The 14,080-nt window shown below is 59.7% G+C and carries 15 protein-coding genes; 5 read left to right on the plus strand and 10 right to left on the minus strand.

The features are described 5' to 3' along the window. Positions 1 to 48: 48 nt before the first annotated feature. The 8 genes from ACIPOO_RS16220 to ACIPOO_RS16255 form a co-directional block, all read right to left on the minus strand. Positions 49 to 693, minus strand: a complete 645-nt coding sequence (locus ACIPOO_RS16220; protein WP_400608539.1) for a DUF3164 family protein — start codon at positions 691 to 693, stop codon at positions 49 to 51. Then, positions 690 to 1,166 (minus strand): hypothetical protein, encoded by a 477-nt coding sequence (locus ACIPOO_RS16225; RefSeq protein WP_400608540.1) that lies wholly within the window; start codon positions 1,164 to 1,166, stop codon positions 690 to 692. Before ACIPOO_RS16225 ends, ACIPOO_RS16220 begins: the two co-directional genes overlap by 4 nt. Further along, entirely contained in the window at positions 1,159 to 1,653 is a 495-nt protein-coding gene (locus tag ACIPOO_RS16230; protein WP_400608541.1) for a hypothetical protein, read from the minus strand. Before ACIPOO_RS16230 ends, ACIPOO_RS16225 begins: the two co-directional genes overlap by 8 nt. Beyond that, positions 1,653 to 2,138: a hypothetical protein gene (locus ACIPOO_RS16235; RefSeq protein ID WP_400608542.1), complete on the minus strand. Its 486-nt coding sequence runs from the start codon at positions 2,136 to 2,138 to the stop codon at positions 1,653 to 1,655. Before ACIPOO_RS16235 ends, ACIPOO_RS16230 begins: the two co-directional genes overlap by 1 nt. A 357-nt stretch (positions 2,139 to 2,495) precedes the next feature. Beyond that, positions 2,496 to 3,278: a hypothetical protein gene (locus ACIPOO_RS16240; RefSeq protein ID WP_400608543.1), complete on the minus strand. Its 783-nt coding sequence runs from the start codon at positions 3,276 to 3,278 to the stop codon at positions 2,496 to 2,498. After that, the gene (locus ACIPOO_RS16245) at positions 3,278 to 4,000 is read right to left on the minus strand and encodes an AAA family ATPase (protein WP_400608544.1); all 723 of its coding nucleotides are present in this window, start codon (positions 3,998 to 4,000) and stop codon (positions 3,278 to 3,280) included. Before ACIPOO_RS16245 ends, ACIPOO_RS16240 begins: the two co-directional genes overlap by 1 nt. A 62-nt stretch (positions 4,001 to 4,062) precedes the next feature. Further along, on the minus strand, positions 4,063 to 6,084 hold the full coding sequence (locus ACIPOO_RS16250) for a DNA-binding protein (RefSeq protein ID WP_400608545.1): 2,022 nt from the start codon (positions 6,082 to 6,084) through the stop codon (positions 4,063 to 4,065). Beyond that, on the minus strand, positions 6,077 to 6,421 hold the full coding sequence (locus tag ACIPOO_RS16255; protein ID WP_400608546.1) for a transcriptional regulator: 345 nt from the start codon (positions 6,419 to 6,421) through the stop codon (positions 6,077 to 6,079). Before ACIPOO_RS16255 ends, ACIPOO_RS16250 begins: the two co-directional genes overlap by 8 nt. Positions 6,422 to 6,569: 148 nt before the next feature. Between ACIPOO_RS16255 and ACIPOO_RS16260 the strand changes: the two genes are divergently transcribed. Further along, entirely contained in the window at positions 6,570 to 7,292 is a 723-nt protein-coding gene (locus tag ACIPOO_RS16260) for a S24 family peptidase (protein WP_400608547.1), read from the plus strand. Between the two features lie 209 nt (positions 7,293 to 7,501). Here the strand turns inward: ACIPOO_RS16260 and ACIPOO_RS16265 are convergent, their stop codons facing one another. Then, entirely contained in the window at positions 7,502 to 8,425 is a 924-nt protein-coding gene (locus ACIPOO_RS16265; protein ID WP_400608548.1) for a LysR substrate-binding domain-containing protein, read from the minus strand. Positions 8,426 to 8,573: 148 nt separating this feature from the next. Here ACIPOO_RS16265 and ACIPOO_RS16270 point away from each other — a divergent pair, with 148 nt between their 5' ends. Beyond that, entirely contained in the window at positions 8,574 to 8,978 is a 405-nt protein-coding gene (locus ACIPOO_RS16270; protein ID WP_274131337.1) for a RidA family protein, read from the plus strand. A 246-nt stretch (positions 8,979 to 9,224) separates the two neighbouring features. On the opposite strand, the gene ACIPOO_RS16275 is transcribed toward ACIPOO_RS16270, so the two are convergent. Further along, positions 9,225 to 9,737: a GNAT family N-acetyltransferase gene (locus ACIPOO_RS16275; RefSeq protein ID WP_400608549.1), complete on the minus strand. Its 513-nt coding sequence runs from the start codon at positions 9,735 to 9,737 to the stop codon at positions 9,225 to 9,227. Positions 9,738 to 9,868: 131 nt separating this feature from the next. Between ACIPOO_RS16275 and ACIPOO_RS16280 the strand changes: the two genes are divergently transcribed. The 3 genes from ACIPOO_RS16280 (at position 9,869) to ACIPOO_RS16290 (ending at position 13,929) form a co-directional block, all read left to right on the plus strand. Further along, positions 9,869 to 10,399 carry a sigma-70 family RNA polymerase sigma factor gene (locus ACIPOO_RS16280; RefSeq protein ID WP_400608550.1) on the plus strand — a complete coding sequence of 177 codons (531 nt, stop codon included), beginning with the start codon at positions 9,869 to 9,871 and terminating at the stop codon, positions 10,397 to 10,399. Further along, entirely contained in the window at positions 10,396 to 11,370 is a 975-nt protein-coding gene (locus tag ACIPOO_RS16285; protein ID WP_400608551.1) for a FecR domain-containing protein, read from the plus strand. Before ACIPOO_RS16280 ends, ACIPOO_RS16285 begins: the two co-directional genes overlap by 4 nt. Before the next feature lie 87 nt (positions 11,371 to 11,457). Beyond that, positions 11,458 to 13,929 (plus strand): TonB-dependent siderophore receptor, encoded by a 2,472-nt coding sequence (locus ACIPOO_RS16290; protein WP_400608552.1) that lies wholly within the window; start codon positions 11,458 to 11,460, stop codon positions 13,927 to 13,929. Positions 13,930 to 14,080 lie beyond the last annotated feature (151 nt).

Genomic DNA, 14,080 nt, shown 5'->3' on the forward strand with positions numbered 1-14,080 from the left:
GGACTGCTCTCTCGATTCTTTGATGTTGTGGTGTTGATGTGGTTGGGGTCAGTGCAGGGTTGTCGGTGGAACGTCGCCGACAAAGATGCTGGCGATATCCAGCGGGATCGGCGCGTATTGATCCGACTCCCCGATGCGCTCATAGACCCTGATGTAGCTCTTCGAACCCACCACTTGCACAGCCTCACCAATCGCAGTCATTGCGCGCTGCCAGCGTTCGTCCTGGATCTCCAGACGACGGAGGCTAAGCACACGCCCGGTGCTGATCTCACCGGCCTTGTCCGTGCGAAACGCTTCATTGACCAGCACGCGGACTTCGCTGCGTGCGTCCTGGGTCCACTCAGCAGCACACTCGTCGATCAGAACTCGGGCAGCTTGCAGGCGCTCATCAAACTTGATGGAGTCCTGGACGGCGTGGACGATCTTGAATTGCCCGTCAAACGAGAACAGGGTGATGTTCCCTTTCTTGCCACCGATGGTTGCCTTGTACTGCTCGGCAGACATCTCTACGAATGCCTTGATATCGCCGAACGCTGCGACTTTGAACTTTGCCAACGAGCTGGAGACCACCTTGGCCTGCTCCACCAGCTCGCTCACCAATTGGTCGCGAGCCAGATCAATTGGCTTGATCAGAACTTCCGGAACCAGGTGACCTTTTGCGTCCTTACGAAAACCTTCTGGAATGTTGTTCATTGATGCTGTTCCATGTTCATTGGTTTGTTGGCCCTGTCTTGCAGCTCCGCAAGCGCTGCCATGGCCTGTCTCTTTGTTTCTTCGATCTGATTGTCCGTTTTGAGCGCGGCGTCTGGATTAGCGCGGCGTTTCATACCCGCCGTGATCTGATCAAGAGCTTTATTCCCTGTACGGATCTGTTCTTCTGTTCGTTTGTGCTTGATTTGACGTTGCTCAACTGGCTGGACCGGTAACTCCCTCAGCAACAACGCCGGGGGCGGCCACCGCTCGCAGGTTGCAAACAACGTCTCAAACGCTTTGCGGATGCGCACCGAGTCTTGTTCCTCCTTCCACTCGCGTCCCTTCGTCATTGCGATCAGCCAGATCTCAGCCGTCTTGACCATCGCGTCTGCCGCTGGAGAACCATCGAGGCGCAGGGCGAGCAACCCGGAAACCCCCGCCGCGATTTCACGTTTCAGCCAGGCCTCATGCATTTGCCCAGCCCTCCAGCGCATCGATCGCCGCAGTGGTCTGACTTGGCTTCAACTGACGCGATGGCAACGTGCGAACTTCTGGTGCCAAAACCATCGCTCCACCAGTTGCGGCTGGCTGGTACTGGGTCATGACCTGGTACAACCAGCCGTGCCCCTTCAACGGAGTGGTGAGCCTGCCGGATTCGCGGGCGGTCAACGCTTGATCGATAGCCCACAACCAGCACTCAGGCGGCGCCTCAAACACATGACCGCCGCGCTCGATACGCTGCGCCTGAACATCTGGCAGCAGCTCGCCGAGCAACTTCGCGACGCGATCCAGCGTCAGTTCGCGAGCCTCGGGACGGAACAGCCCGAGGTAACGCACTAAGGCATTTCCGAGAGGGCCGGACATCTTGAAAGCAATCCCCAGCGCCTCGCGGGCTCCGTCATGCGCAATGAGCGCATCGAGCGACAGCGTGGTCCCGCAGTTCGGGCAACGAGTGCGCATTAATGCACCCCCACGCAACGTACCTGGAACGAGCCGCCACAAGCCGAAGCGATGGGCGCTGGATGGTTCCGAAACCAGGTGATCTGCGCATCTGACCATTCCCCGTCCTGGCCACCGGGTGGCATCAGGCGGTCATATGCCTCAAGCATTTCACTGAACCGCTCAGCGACCTCCCGTGTTCCAAAGGAGCGCACAGGCGTACCATCCGCCGCTTCCACCACCCAAAGCTCTGGCGCGATTCCAGTCACGCAACTGGTTGCAAAATCGGCCGTTTCTGAACTGAACGAAATTCCCGTGGTCGCATCTACCGGTAAATTGCGTCCGCGTTGTTGAATCGACGAAAGAACGTGATCCAGTCGGTTCGCCTCAAACCCGGCAGAGCGATAAGAAGTCGCGAAGCCGACACACTTGCCCGCGAAGTGCAGTTGGATCAGGCCGGAGCCTCTTACATGGATCTGAATTGCAGGCTTAGTGGACAGTTGCATAGCCATCACCTCCGCAGTTCGGGTTGTTGGGGCATTGCTGGCAAGCGCGCCAGTGCTGCATCGCCATTGGGTTGTGAGTGGGGGCCGGGCGCTGGTGAAAGCTCTGGCATTGCTCGACAGTCAACGTTTCGCTAACTGCCACGCACTCAATCCGCCCAAGCACCTCCATCACACGACGTTCAACACCAGCAGTGCTCGGGCTATCGTATTTGTTGACCAGGACCAGACTCACTGCCGTACGGCTCATTCCGATCCGCTTACCAGCCTTGCTCCGATTCGTTGCCGCTGCCTCAGCGGCGAGCAGGCGAACAAAGAGTGGCGGCTCAGCTCCCCACCCTGAGATATCAACGGGCTTTCTCATTGCAGTCCTCCCGACTCACCCGGCGCGGCCAGTTCGAGCTGCGTGCGCTGGATCAGATCCGACGAAGGTGAGAATGCCCCTCTCGCCTCACTCATTTGAGCGAGCCACTCTTTCAAAAGGTCACGACTGCGGAGTAGAGCGATTCCTGGCTCAACTACGCTGCGGTCTGCGCCGACTGAGCCAGTGGTTTTCACATACACCAGCTTGTTGAGGTTTGGGTCGTAGACCTGAAGCGAGTCCAACTTCCGAATTTCTGGTGGGCGCGGCCCCGTGTCCTTTGCAGAGACAAGGCTGTAAACCTCACGCAAGTAAGCACCGCTGTTTTGCTCCGACTTGGTCAGATATCCAGCCTCGGCGAGCGCATTTAGGTACTGCCTAACTTTGTTGGCAGTAAGCGACACGGTCCCCACAGAAGCAGCGCTCTGTATGTCCTGGACTGTGATGTATCCGCCCAGGATTCGGATAGCTCGCCAGATGTTTTCCGTAGCAAGGTGATCGTAGGTACGTTTGCCCTTACTGTTCAAACGCGGATGCTCCACTCCCTCATCCTTTGCCAGCTTGAACTGGCGGCTCTTGCTGTCGTTAACAGCAACCTCCTCAACTACCCCAGCCTTAGTAAGAGCAGACAAGTAAACGCTGATGTCTCTGGGCATCTGTCCGGTGCGGCGTGCCAGGTCATTTACGCAAAAGCCCGGCGCCAGAACTCGGATTGCCTCCCAGATTTTTTGCCGAGGCTCTTTCCCCCCGGAAGCGATCAGGTGCGGTGTACGACCAGCCATTACATGGCCCTCCGAATCGGTGCTTCGCCGGTGTACCAACCTTTATTAGCCCAAGCCTTCAAGGTCACTCGCTTGATCATCATGGCCGCAGCTTCTGACTGAACCTTGTAGAGGTTGACTGCAATCCGGCGCAGACATCCTTTAGTCGCGGTGTTCAGATCAGAGAGAAGATCATCGTCAAATTCGACGCTTGGATAGTTGTCGTGTGCAAGCTGACGGACATCATCTAAGGTCGCCGGCTGAGCAGGAACCCATTCAAGGACCCGATTGTGCAGACGCTCCAGCCGCTGGAGAGAGGCTGGCACTCGTTCCTCACCGATCAGAACGATGGTGCCCTCGCTAGCGTTATAGATATCCGTCAGAACGTTCGCAGCGGCCTTATCCAGTAGGTACTGGACGTCGTCCACAATCAAAGGACGCCGTGAGGCAGACAACTGGACAGCAATTTGGTCAACCATCTCCGAAAGCGTGCGCCCAGGTAACAGGCTCATCTCGCGGAGGATGGCAGTAAGAAACGCCTTTTTGCTCCAAGTGTCGCGACACTCGGTGTAATAGCAGCGATGTTGATTCGCTGCGAAAGCAGCCGCTGCGCTCTTTCCATAACCGCTGGGGCCATACATCGCCACCAATCCTGGGAGACCAATTGGGCGGGCCATAGCGCGACTCATCGCACCCGACAACAGGCCAACATTTGTCAACGGAACAATCTTGGTTACACTCACTGTGCTTCTCTCCTATGGTCTGGCGTGTTGGCGCACGCCGACTGCTTTAAAACGTGGGCTTCTCAACCCGCGTGTTGAAATACCTTCTGCATCGCCACGAAGTCCGGATGAGCGGGATAGCGTTCCCACCAAACGGCTTCGTCGGCGTTCAACTCTTCCCCTGAACTACGTCGCTCATTCAGTCGAACCCACAAGCGGTAACGGGCTACGTCGTCACCTGGCACTTCGAATATTGGCCGCTCCTGATCAAGCGACCTTGCGTAGTCTCTCGCTGCCTCCAATGCCTCTGGCGCAAGGTTTGCTGAAGCCGCAGTCGTGGGGGCGATCATTTCCACTCGGTGACCGGTCAGCGTCTCCAGCTTGTCTACAGCCCGTTTGAACTGGCCTTGCTGCCTCTTTTCCCGTGCCATTTCGAGCATGGTGGGAGGCATGTAGTCAGTGCTGTTCCCATCCAGCTTCGCGGTACCAATCAGCGCACCGTCTAACGTGTAAGCCCAGACCTGGCTAGCATCTCTAACGTCGTAGGCAAGGCGTATTTCCTGATCATGAAAGACCGTTAGATCAGCAGAGAAATACGTGTTTCCTGCCCAGGCGATCTCGCCGCGACGCGACTTTCTGATCACCTGAGGTCGCATCAAGGAATCAACCAGTGAATTCGGCGCAACAATGGGTTCCCACCCTTCAGATACCGCGTCCTGCCAAGCTTCATTCGGAGTCATGTGCCTGGACACACCGGTTTCGGGGTCGCGAAACTTGGGCAAAGCTCGATGCGGAGTGCCGTTATAAGCAGCGATCTCAAAGTCGACTCCCGAGATGAACTCGCTAAAGGTCGGCAGAACACGGCTTTTCCCAGTCTCCCGAAGTTCCTTGCGGCCTATCCGATGCATCCGAGTCCCAGCATGCTTGTCCATGTCGGCACCGATATAACTCGTCAGTTTCTTCGCTGCTCGCACCCAAATGGTTTGGTGCCCACGTTCCGAAAGGCCTCGCGCTTGGCTGTTGTATGGGAGGGAATGGGTCATCGTGCCGCCCAACCGGTCCACTACTTCGCGAACCGTATCGTTTGCAAAGCCAGAACCGTTATCGACATAAAAAATCCCAAACATGCACTGCCTAACCGCATCCCGCAGAGCATCAAGAACGCCAATAGTCGACTCCGATTCACCGACCGAAACACCCACGACTTTGCGGGTTGCCACATCAAGAACTGTCGTGATCTCAGGACGGTAAGGCTTGCCAGTCAGAGGATTGATTACCTCAGCGTCAAACTTGTGCCCATCAGCCGTGTAAACGTCGCCTGGGAACAGATTTTTTGTAGACCTGCGCCTGAATGGCTGAAGTGCTTTCAGTTCCTGCGGGCTCATTCGTCCTGCGTTCAGCGCGTCTGGCGACAACTTTTTCAGAAAGCGCTTCACGGCGTGGATACTTGGCGTATTCCCGCTATAGCTGCTGGCAAACTCCATATAGCTGGCTACGATGCTTGGCTTGGTTGGCCGCTGGTAGCACCGAAGAAACTCTTTAGCCCATTCAGGAACCGCGAGGCTTGGTCGCTGCCTCAGCGGTGCCAACCCGCGCTCTCCCTCGGTTTTGTAAGCAGCGATCCAACGCTTTAGCGTCCGCTCGGAAAGGGCTCGATCTCCTGTTTTGCGGTGATTCGCAAGCTCAACGCGCTCCATCAGGTAAGGACTCAATGCGCAGTCACGTGCCTGTTTGACCAATATGTCTATCGCACGCCCCTGAGAAACGGCTACGGACATTCGCTCGATCTCGCGGACGAAACAAAGACGCGCAACCATGACGGCTTTTTGGGTGTCGTTGAGGCGATCTGTGGCTTTAGCACCTTGCGGCTCCGCTACGGCTGGCACGCTTGGTTCTGGCTCGCGAGGTTCCTCAGCTACCAGGCGCGCAAGCAGTGCTGTCTGAGTCTCAACGGGCAACTGACTAAATGGGTACTCGACGGCTTTGCTACCCAAGCGCCGCTGTCCTTCCCAGCCCATCCGCTCAGCGAATTTACGGATTCCAGGCACTGTTCCCGGAATGCCTGGCAGGCCTGCCAGTTCTTGGAGCGTATAGAGGCTACGCATCTCGATTATCCTGCTTGGTTTTACTGTGACCAACCGGACTACATCCGGTATGCTTTCGATATACCGAATTCGTTTCTGCTCGATTCGGGCGCTGGCGGATCGGTGATCCGTCAGCGTTCCACCGCTCGGGCCACAGTTGCTCAGGTTTCAAGTCCAAAGCGTCGGCAATCGCACGTTCGACCCTTGGATAGGGGCGTTGCTTAGCATTTCGGATCGCTCGCTCGTTCAGATCGTGATCTCTTGCAAGATCGGCAAAGCAGGTGCCGCGCACACGGAGCTGGAATTTGATCCACTCCCACCGGCTTTCCAGATCAAGTGGTATGTCGAAGGTTTTCATTTAATAACCATCATTTCGGGTGGTTTTTTTCGGCTTTCTAACGGCCGGTTTAGGACAATATATCCCGTATACGGGAACCGGTAAACCGAATTCGGGAGTTTTTATTCCCGTTTTTGCGATGTAATGAACTTTATTCGGATAAATCCCTTTGAAATCAGGCAGTTACGGAGAAAAAAATCACGCCCCTCGTGGAGAGGATGCGGTTTCTTTTCCGAATTCGGGAATAGAAACCCGCATAGCCGAGGTCGCTAGCCTTTTCGATTCCCGAAAACAGGCTGCGGAGGCTGCGAAGGTGGCAATGTCCTCCCTGATGCGCTGGATCTCAGGCGAAGGAATGCCCGCGTTCAACTCGCTAGCGCTCTTGGCTTCGGCTAAAGGGGTATCGCTCGACTGGATTGCATCGGGTAAGGGGCAGATGTTCGCTGGGGGCGAGCCTGAGCAGCCCTCGGAGGACGTGTATGCATACGTGCCTCTGTATGACGCCAAGATCAGCCAAGGCCACGGGGCGTGGACGGAAGGGGCTCGGGTGCTGACAATGCTCGCCTTCACCCGATACAGCCTCAGAAAGAAAGGGCTTACACCGGCCAACCTGGCTGCGGTGCGCGTAGATGGCGACTCGAACGAGCCGATCATGAAAGATGGGGATACGGTGATGGTGGATCTGTCGCGCAACCATATCCAGGGTGACGGCTTCTATGTGATCCGGCTCGATGACCTGCTCTACGCCAAGCGTCTACAGCGTCAGTTGGATGGCGGGGTTACGGTAATCAGCGCCAATTCGGCGTACCAACCCATTCACGTTCCTGGCAAGCATTTGGAGAGATTGCACATTGTCGGGCGCGTGGTTTGGTCGGGTGGATGGATGATCTAAATCTCCAGTGCCAAAAAGCCCGCACATTGCGGGCTTTTTTTGTGTCTTCACGTTTTTGCACAGCGCGCTTGCTTTGGCACCGTTTTTTTACGCAACCCCCCGGTTTTCCCGGCTCGGCTCGTTTCTTCCTGTTTCTTCCCACCTGTTTCTTTTAGTGCCAATCAGATAACCCCCTCACAGTAAAGCCTGATCCAGAGGCTTCGGACGGCTCACGAAGGCTTGGTGATGACTGACTCGTGGCGTTCCATCAACTCCACCACCCAGTCGATGAACACCCGCAACTTGAGGCTGATGTGGCGGTTGGGCGGGTACGCCAGGAACATCGGCATCACATCCAGTTGCCAGTCCTCGAAGAGCCGCACCAGTTCGCCGCGCTCAAGGGCCTCGGTCGCCATGTACCTGGGCAGCCAGAGCACGCCCATGCCGGCTATGCCCGCAGTGATGTAGGCGTTGCCGTCGTCGACCGTCAGCACCGGGCGGCCCTGCACCTGCAGGGTTTCGTCGTCGCGCTGCATGGCCATCGGGAACAGCTTGCCGGTGCGTGCCCAGCGGTAGCCGACGATGCGGTGATGGGAGTTTTCCAGATCACGGGGATGCGCCGGCGTTCCAGCCCTTTGCAGGTAATCCGGCGAGGCGTAGACACCCAGTTGCAGGTCGCCGATGCGGCGGGCCATCAGCGATTGGTCGGTCAGTTCACCACCGCGCACCACGCAATCGACGTTCTCCCCGATCAGGTCGACCCGGCGATCGCTCACGCCCAGATCGATCTGGATATCGGGATAGCGGGCGTGAAAATCCGGCAGCGCGGGGATCAGGATGGTTCGCGCAAACGGGCTGGGCACGTCCACCCGCAGGCGCCCACGCGGCACGACGGAGGCGCTGGAGAGGCTGGTTTCGGCGTCGTCGACATCTGCCAGCACCCGCACTGCACGCTCGTAATAGGCCGCGCCGTCGGCGGTGACGTTGACCTTGCGCGTGGTGCGGTTGAGCAGCCTGACCCGCAGGCGCGCTTCCAGTTGCTGGATCAACTGGGTGACGCTGGTCTTGCTCATGTGCAGCGTGGTCGCGGCCTTGGTGAAGCTGCCGGTTTCAACCACCCGGACGAAGGCCTGCATCGCGTCGAAACGGTCCATGACGACTCCGAAATTGAAGGGGATTGTTTGCCAATGATTGTTTGGAAAACGCAAACAGTGCTGAACACAGTTGCTCGTTTATCCGCCCGGCGCAAGCCCTTTAGAGTGGCTCCATCGTTTTTATTCGATCCCTTGATGGAGGCTTCACATGACTGTTCGCGACGTTGTTTTCCCGCCTGGCCGCCAGGCGCTTTACGAACGCAATCGCTATTCGCCGGCGATCAGATCCAATGGGCTGTTGTTCGTTTCCGGGCAGGTCGGCAGCCGTGAGGATGGCTCGCCGGAGCCCGAACTCAAGGCTCAGGTACGCCGGGCGTTCAGCAATCTGAATGCGATTCTCCACGAGGCGGGTTGTACCTTTGACGATGTTATCGATGTGACGGTGTTCATGGTCGATCCACAGGTGCGGTTTGAGGAGATCTGGGGCGTGCTGCAGGAGTTCTGGGGCCAGGCGCCCTACCCGACGGTGACGGCTGTGGGGGTGACCTGGTTGTATGGGTATGATTTCGAGATCAAGGTGATTGCGAAATTGCCGGAAAGAGCCGCAGCCTGACCGCGACACGCGGGAGGTAAGAAGACACAAACCCCGTAGCAGCACGGCTTGCCGGCGGGAGCGTCCTTGAGATCGCCGACGCCGGCAAGCCGGACTGCTACGGATGAATCTGCGCCGGTCTTGTAGAAGCGCGCTTGCCCGCGACGACGATGTGTCAGACACAAATAGTGGGCAGACACATCGCGGTCGCGGGCAAGCGCGCTTCTACGGTTTTGTGAACGCCGAAAAACATGGAACCCTGCATGCCTATGGTCTTGCGCGATACACCAGGCTCGGCGCCTGCCCCGGTACGTCGTCCAGGGTGTCGATGCGTTGCATGCCGACTTTCTCCAGCACGCGGATCGAGGCTTGGTGGGCGGGTCGGACCACGGCATAGATCTCGGGCACTTGAAGTTCGATGAAGCCGTATTCAAGCGCCGCCTGGCTCAGTTCGGTTGCAAAGCCCTGCCCCCAAGCCTGCACCGCGAAGCGGTAACCCAGGTTCAGCCGCTCGACCTTCAGGTACTTGCGCGCGTCGATGCCGCCAAAACCGATCACCTCAAGGGGCGACTCGCGGGTGGCGATTGCCCATTGCCCGTATCCTTTGCTCTGCCAGTGCGCCAGCCAGCCATCGAGCAGCGACTGCGCCTGTTCGATGCGCGTGAGCGGTCCTGACGGGTTGAAGCGGTTGGTCGCCGGATCGCCGTAGATCGCGAACAGGCTGGCCAGATCGTCCTGAGTCGGCGCTCGCAAGGTCAATCGCTCGGTGGTTCTGGGCATTGCTGTCTCCCTCAGGCGTGCATGCCTCGCACTGTATAGCGGGTGCGGTCGAGTCGTCAGCATTTGCCGTGACGAAAGCAACTCGCATATGATATCGAATCTCATTTACCGTCATCTGTGTACCCGCCTCTATGGCCTCGCCCAATTCCGCACAACTCACCGCCCTCTATGAGCAGCAGCATCGCTGGCTGCGAAGTTGGCTGTTCCGTCAGTTGGACTGCTCGCAGCGCGCTGCCGACCTGATGCAGGACACCTTCATGCGCCTGCTGCTGACAGAGGACGTGCTGGAAGTCCGCGAGCCTCGGCCGTTCCTGGCCAAGGTCGCGCGAAGTGTGCTGTCCAATCACTACCGTCGGGCGCGGCTGGAGAAGGCGTATCTGCAAGCGCTGCAAGACGAACCGCAAGCGCTGGTGCCGGACCTGGCCACGCAACTGATCCTGTTCGAAACCCTGGTGCAACTGGACGAAGCCCTGTCGCTGCTGGACGTTCCAGTTCGCCAGGCGTTTCTCTGGTCGCAACTGGACGGCCTGAGCCACGGTGAAATCGCCGAGCGTCTGGACATCTCGATTGCCACGGTCAAGCGGCACATCGTCAAGGCTGGGGCCCGTTGCCTGATGATTGCCTCGCCTGCATCGGCCTGCTCAGAGCCAGTCTGGTCATGACCCAGGAAACGCTGCCCCTGGAGGTGTGCGAAAAAGCCATGGAGTGGTGGCTGGAGATTCATTCCCTTGACGTCGATCCACGAACATTGGCGGCGTTCCACCGTTGGCGCAATGAAACCCGTCTTCACGACATCGCCTGGCAACGGGCTGAGGCATTGGCCGGGCAGATGCAGGCGTTCCGTCAGGCCGGTGACTCAGGGCTGGCCAAGCGCGCCTTGCTGGCGCCCAGCCACTCAGGCATCAGCCGACGTCGGGCGATCAAGAGTCTGGGGCTGCTACTGGCCGCCGGCGCCACGGCCTGGACGGCGCGAGACACGAGCCTGGCCCAGCGCTTTACTGCGGACTACAGCACCGGTGTCGGCGAACAGCGCAAAGTGGCCTTAAGCAGTGAAATCGAGCTTGCCCTCAACACCCGCACCGCCATCGACGTGCAGCAGCGCAACAACCAGTGGCAGATAGACCTGCTGCGCGGCGAAGTACTGATCGACACCCGTGCCACCGCCGGGCTGCTGATGCGCGCAGCCGGCATCGAGGCGAAAGCGGCATCCGCGCAGTTCAGCACCCGGCTGTTCGACAACGGCAGTACATTGCTGTCGGTCTACAAAGGGTCGCTGCAGGTCAGCACAGGCCTGGGCCGGGACACCACCCTGCTCGATCAGGGACAGCAGGCACGCTTCTCCCCCCATGCACTGCTTGAGCGCCACCCGCTTGAACAAGCTTCGGCGCCATGGACCGAGGGCATGATCGTCGCCCACGGCCAGCCGCTGGAAGCGTTTCTGCAAGACCTGGCGCGTTATCGCTACGGCCACCTGAGTTGCGACCCGACCCTGGCCCGATTGCGCGTCTGGGGTACCTACCCATTGGCCGACAGCGATCAGGTCATCGACGCGGTGGCCGACACCCTCAAGCTTGAGGTACAGCGATTTACCCGGCTGTGGGTGAAGCTGCGCCGCCCCGAACGCACCGCCTAGAAAATAAAGTGCGCCCGCGATGAGCCGTTTCGAAATCTGGCGAGACTCATAGGCCAGACATCAGCATTCGAAAGGAAACGGCAACCCATGCACTCGCGCCACACTTCATCGCTTCTGGCTCCCTCCTCCCTCTCGGCAATCAGCGGCATCGCTCAGGTCTGTGCGGCGATGGCAACCATTACCCTGCCGGGCTGGGCGCTGGCCGAAGACAGCAGCATCAGCCACTACGACATTCCGGCAGCGCCGCTGGCCAGCGCGCTCAATCAGTTCGGCCAGCAGGCGCGGCTGTTGCTGTCGTTTCCGGAGGACGTGGTCGCAGGCCGCATGAGCCACCCGGTCAAGGGTGACTACAGCGCCGAAAGCGCCCTGCAGTTACTGCTGCAAGGCAGCCAGATCGTCGCGGTGCGCCTGCCCGATGGACGCTACAGCTTCCAGCGCGCTGCCGATTCGTCGGCCATGCAACTGCAAGCCACGTCCATCTCCGGCATGGCGCTGGGACTGACCACCGAAGGCACGGGCTCCTACACCACTGGCGCGACGACCACCGCCACCAAACTGCCGCTGACCCTGCGCGAAACGCCGCAATCGGTGACCGTCGTGACTCGCCAGCAAATCGATGACCACGGCGCCCAGGACATCGGCGACGTGTTGCGCAACACCCCCGGCATCTCTCGCCAGGCCTACGACAGCGAGCGCATGGAATATTCGGCGCGGGGGTTTGCCATCACCAACTACCAGTACGACGGCGTCAACACCATCTATGACGGGGTGTACGACGAAGGCACCACCCACGTGGACATGGCGACCATCGACCGCGTGGAGGTCATCAAGGGCGCCACCGGCCTGATGACCGGTTCGGGCGATCCCTCGGCCACGGTCAACCTGGTGCGCAAGAAACCCACCCGCGACTTCAAGGCTTCGGTGAGCGGCAGCGTCGGTTCCTGGGATGCCTATCGCACCGAGGCCGATGTATCCGGATCGCTCAACGACAGCGGCAGCGTGCGCGGCCGAGTCGTCGGTGCCTACCAGGACCGCCACTCCTATCAGGACCACTACTCGCAGAAGAAAGACCTGTTCTACGGTGTCCTCGAAGCCGACCTGACGCCCGACACCACCCTCACCTTTGGCATCGATCAACAAAGCGTGACGCCGCGTGGCTCGACCTGGACCGGCAACCCGGTGTACTACGCCGACGGCACGCGCACAAATTTCTCCCGCAGCTTCAACCCCGGCGCCGACTGGAGCCGTCGCGACTTCGACTCGCTGGCCTACTTCGCCAACCTTGAACAGGCGCTGGCCAACGACTGGAAACTCAAGCTCAGCCTGGACCAGAAAACCACCGACCACGACACGCGCCTGGCCTCGGCCAGCGGCGGCAACCCGGACCCGCTCACCGGCGAAGGGATGTTCCTGTACTGGGGGCGATGGGAGGGTCATCGGGTGCAGAACACCGCCGACATCAACGTCTCGGGCCCCTTCACCTTGGGCGGTCGCGAGCATGAACTGGTTGCCGGGGTCATGGCCTCGCACTCTCGCCAGACCGGCGCCACCTTCGACACCTCGGCCTTCAGCGAAGTCCCGGGCAGCATCTTCAACTGGGACGGCCACCTGGCCGAACAGGACTTCCCCAAGAACGGCAAGTACGAACGCACCCAGAGCCAGAACGGTGTGTACCTGGCCACGCGCCTGCGCCCGACCGACGATCTGTCGCTGATCCTGGGCGGGCGTTTGAGCACCTTCAAATACAACGAGGATTACCGCTACTACCCCGGCAGCGGCATCGACGACACCCACGCCAGCTACAAGGAACACGGGGTGTTCACGCCCTACGCCGGGGTGGTGTATGACCTGGACGACACCTACTCGGTGTACGCCAGCTACACCTCGATCTACCAGCCGCAGGTCTACAAGGATGCCAACGGCTCGACCCTGGCGCCGATGGAAGGCAACGCCTATGAAACCGGGATCAAGGCGGCGTACCTGGATGGCCGGGTCAACGCCAGCCTTGCGCTGTTCCGCATCGAACAGGACAACGTCGCCGAATCCATCGGCACCAACCCGCTGACCAACGAAGGCATCTACAAGGCCATCGACGGCGCGACCACCAAGGGCGTGGAACTGGAGCTGGCCGGGGAAATTCTCGAAGGCTGGAATATGTCGGCGGGCTACACCTACGCCCGCACCCGCGACGCCGACGATCAGCGCATCTTCGGCTACCCGCTGACCACCACCAAACCGGAACACGTGGCGCGGGTCTTCACCAGCTATCGCCTGCCCGGCGCGATGGACAAAGTCACGGTCGGCGGCGGGATCAGCTGGCAGAGCGGCTTCTACGGTCAGATCTACAGCAACGCCGCAGGCGACTACACCCGCATCAGGCAAGGCGGCTACAGCCTGGTCGATCTGATGAGCCGCTACCAGTACAACGAGCACCTGAGCTTCACGGTCAACGCCAACAACGTGCTGGACAAGCGCTACCTCAGCGGCCTGGGGAATTTCGACACCAGCTACTACGGCGAGCCGCGCAACCTGATGCTGACCAGCCGCTGGGATTTCTGATCCGGCAACAATTCACTCTGTAGCAGTCCGGCCGGGCGGGGGGGGGGGGGGGGGGGGGGGGGGGGGGGGGGGGTGGGCGGGGGGGGGGGCGGGGGGGGGCGGGGGCGGCGCGGGGGGGGTGTGGGGGGGGTGTGGTGTGGAGGGTTGTGTG

Origin of the sequence: Pseudomonas sp. NPDC090201, assembly GCF_044746825.1 — a bacterium.
Taxonomy (GTDB): domain Bacteria; phylum Pseudomonadota; class Gammaproteobacteria; order Pseudomonadales; family Pseudomonadaceae; genus Aquipseudomonas; species Aquipseudomonas putida_AD.

What these genes read in the sequence shown, in the direction of transcription:
- ACIPOO_RS16220 (WP_400608539.1), bottom strand. Translation starts at nt 693, where the DNA reads ATGAACAACATTCCAGAAGGTTTTCGTAAGGACGCAAAAGGTCACCTG.
- ACIPOO_RS16225 (WP_400608540.1), bottom strand. Translation starts at nt 1,166, where the DNA reads ATGCATGAGGCCTGGCTGAAACGTGAAATCGCGGCGGGGGTTTCCGGG.
- ACIPOO_RS16230 (WP_400608541.1), bottom strand. Translation starts at nt 1,653, where the DNA reads ATGCGCACTCGTTGCCCGAACTGCGGGACCACGCTGTCGCTCGATGCG.
- ACIPOO_RS16235 (WP_400608542.1), bottom strand. Translation starts at nt 2,138, where the DNA reads ATGCAACTGTCCACTAAGCCTGCAATTCAGATCCATGTAAGAGGCTCC.
- ACIPOO_RS16240 (WP_400608543.1), bottom strand. Translation starts at nt 3,278, where the DNA reads ATGGCTGGTCGTACACCGCACCTGATCGCTTCCGGGGGGAAAGAGCCT.
- ACIPOO_RS16250 (WP_400608545.1), bottom strand. Translation starts at nt 6,084, where the DNA reads ATGCGTAGCCTCTATACGCTCCAAGAACTGGCAGGCCTGCCAGGCATT.
- ACIPOO_RS16255 (WP_400608546.1), bottom strand. Translation starts at nt 6,421, where the DNA reads ATGAAAACCTTCGACATACCACTTGATCTGGAAAGCCGGTGGGAGTGG.
- ACIPOO_RS16265 (WP_400608548.1), bottom strand. Translation starts at nt 8,425, where the DNA reads ATGGACCGTTTCGACGCGATGCAGGCCTTCGTCCGGGTGGTTGAAACC.
- ACIPOO_RS16270 (WP_274131337.1), top strand. Translation starts at nt 8,574, where the DNA reads ATGACTGTTCGCGACGTTGTTTTCCCGCCTGGCCGCCAGGCGCTTTAC.
- ACIPOO_RS16275 (WP_400608549.1), bottom strand. Translation starts at nt 9,737, where the DNA reads ATGCCCAGAACCACCGAGCGATTGACCTTGCGAGCGCCGACTCAGGAC.
- ACIPOO_RS16280 (WP_400608550.1), top strand. Translation starts at nt 9,869, where the DNA reads ATGGCCTCGCCCAATTCCGCACAACTCACCGCCCTCTATGAGCAGCAG.
- ACIPOO_RS16285 (WP_400608551.1), top strand. Translation starts at nt 10,396, where the DNA reads ATGACCCAGGAAACGCTGCCCCTGGAGGTGTGCGAAAAAGCCATGGAG.
- ACIPOO_RS16290 (WP_400608552.1), top strand. Translation starts at nt 11,458, where the DNA reads ATGCACTCGCGCCACACTTCATCGCTTCTGGCTCCCTCCTCCCTCTCG.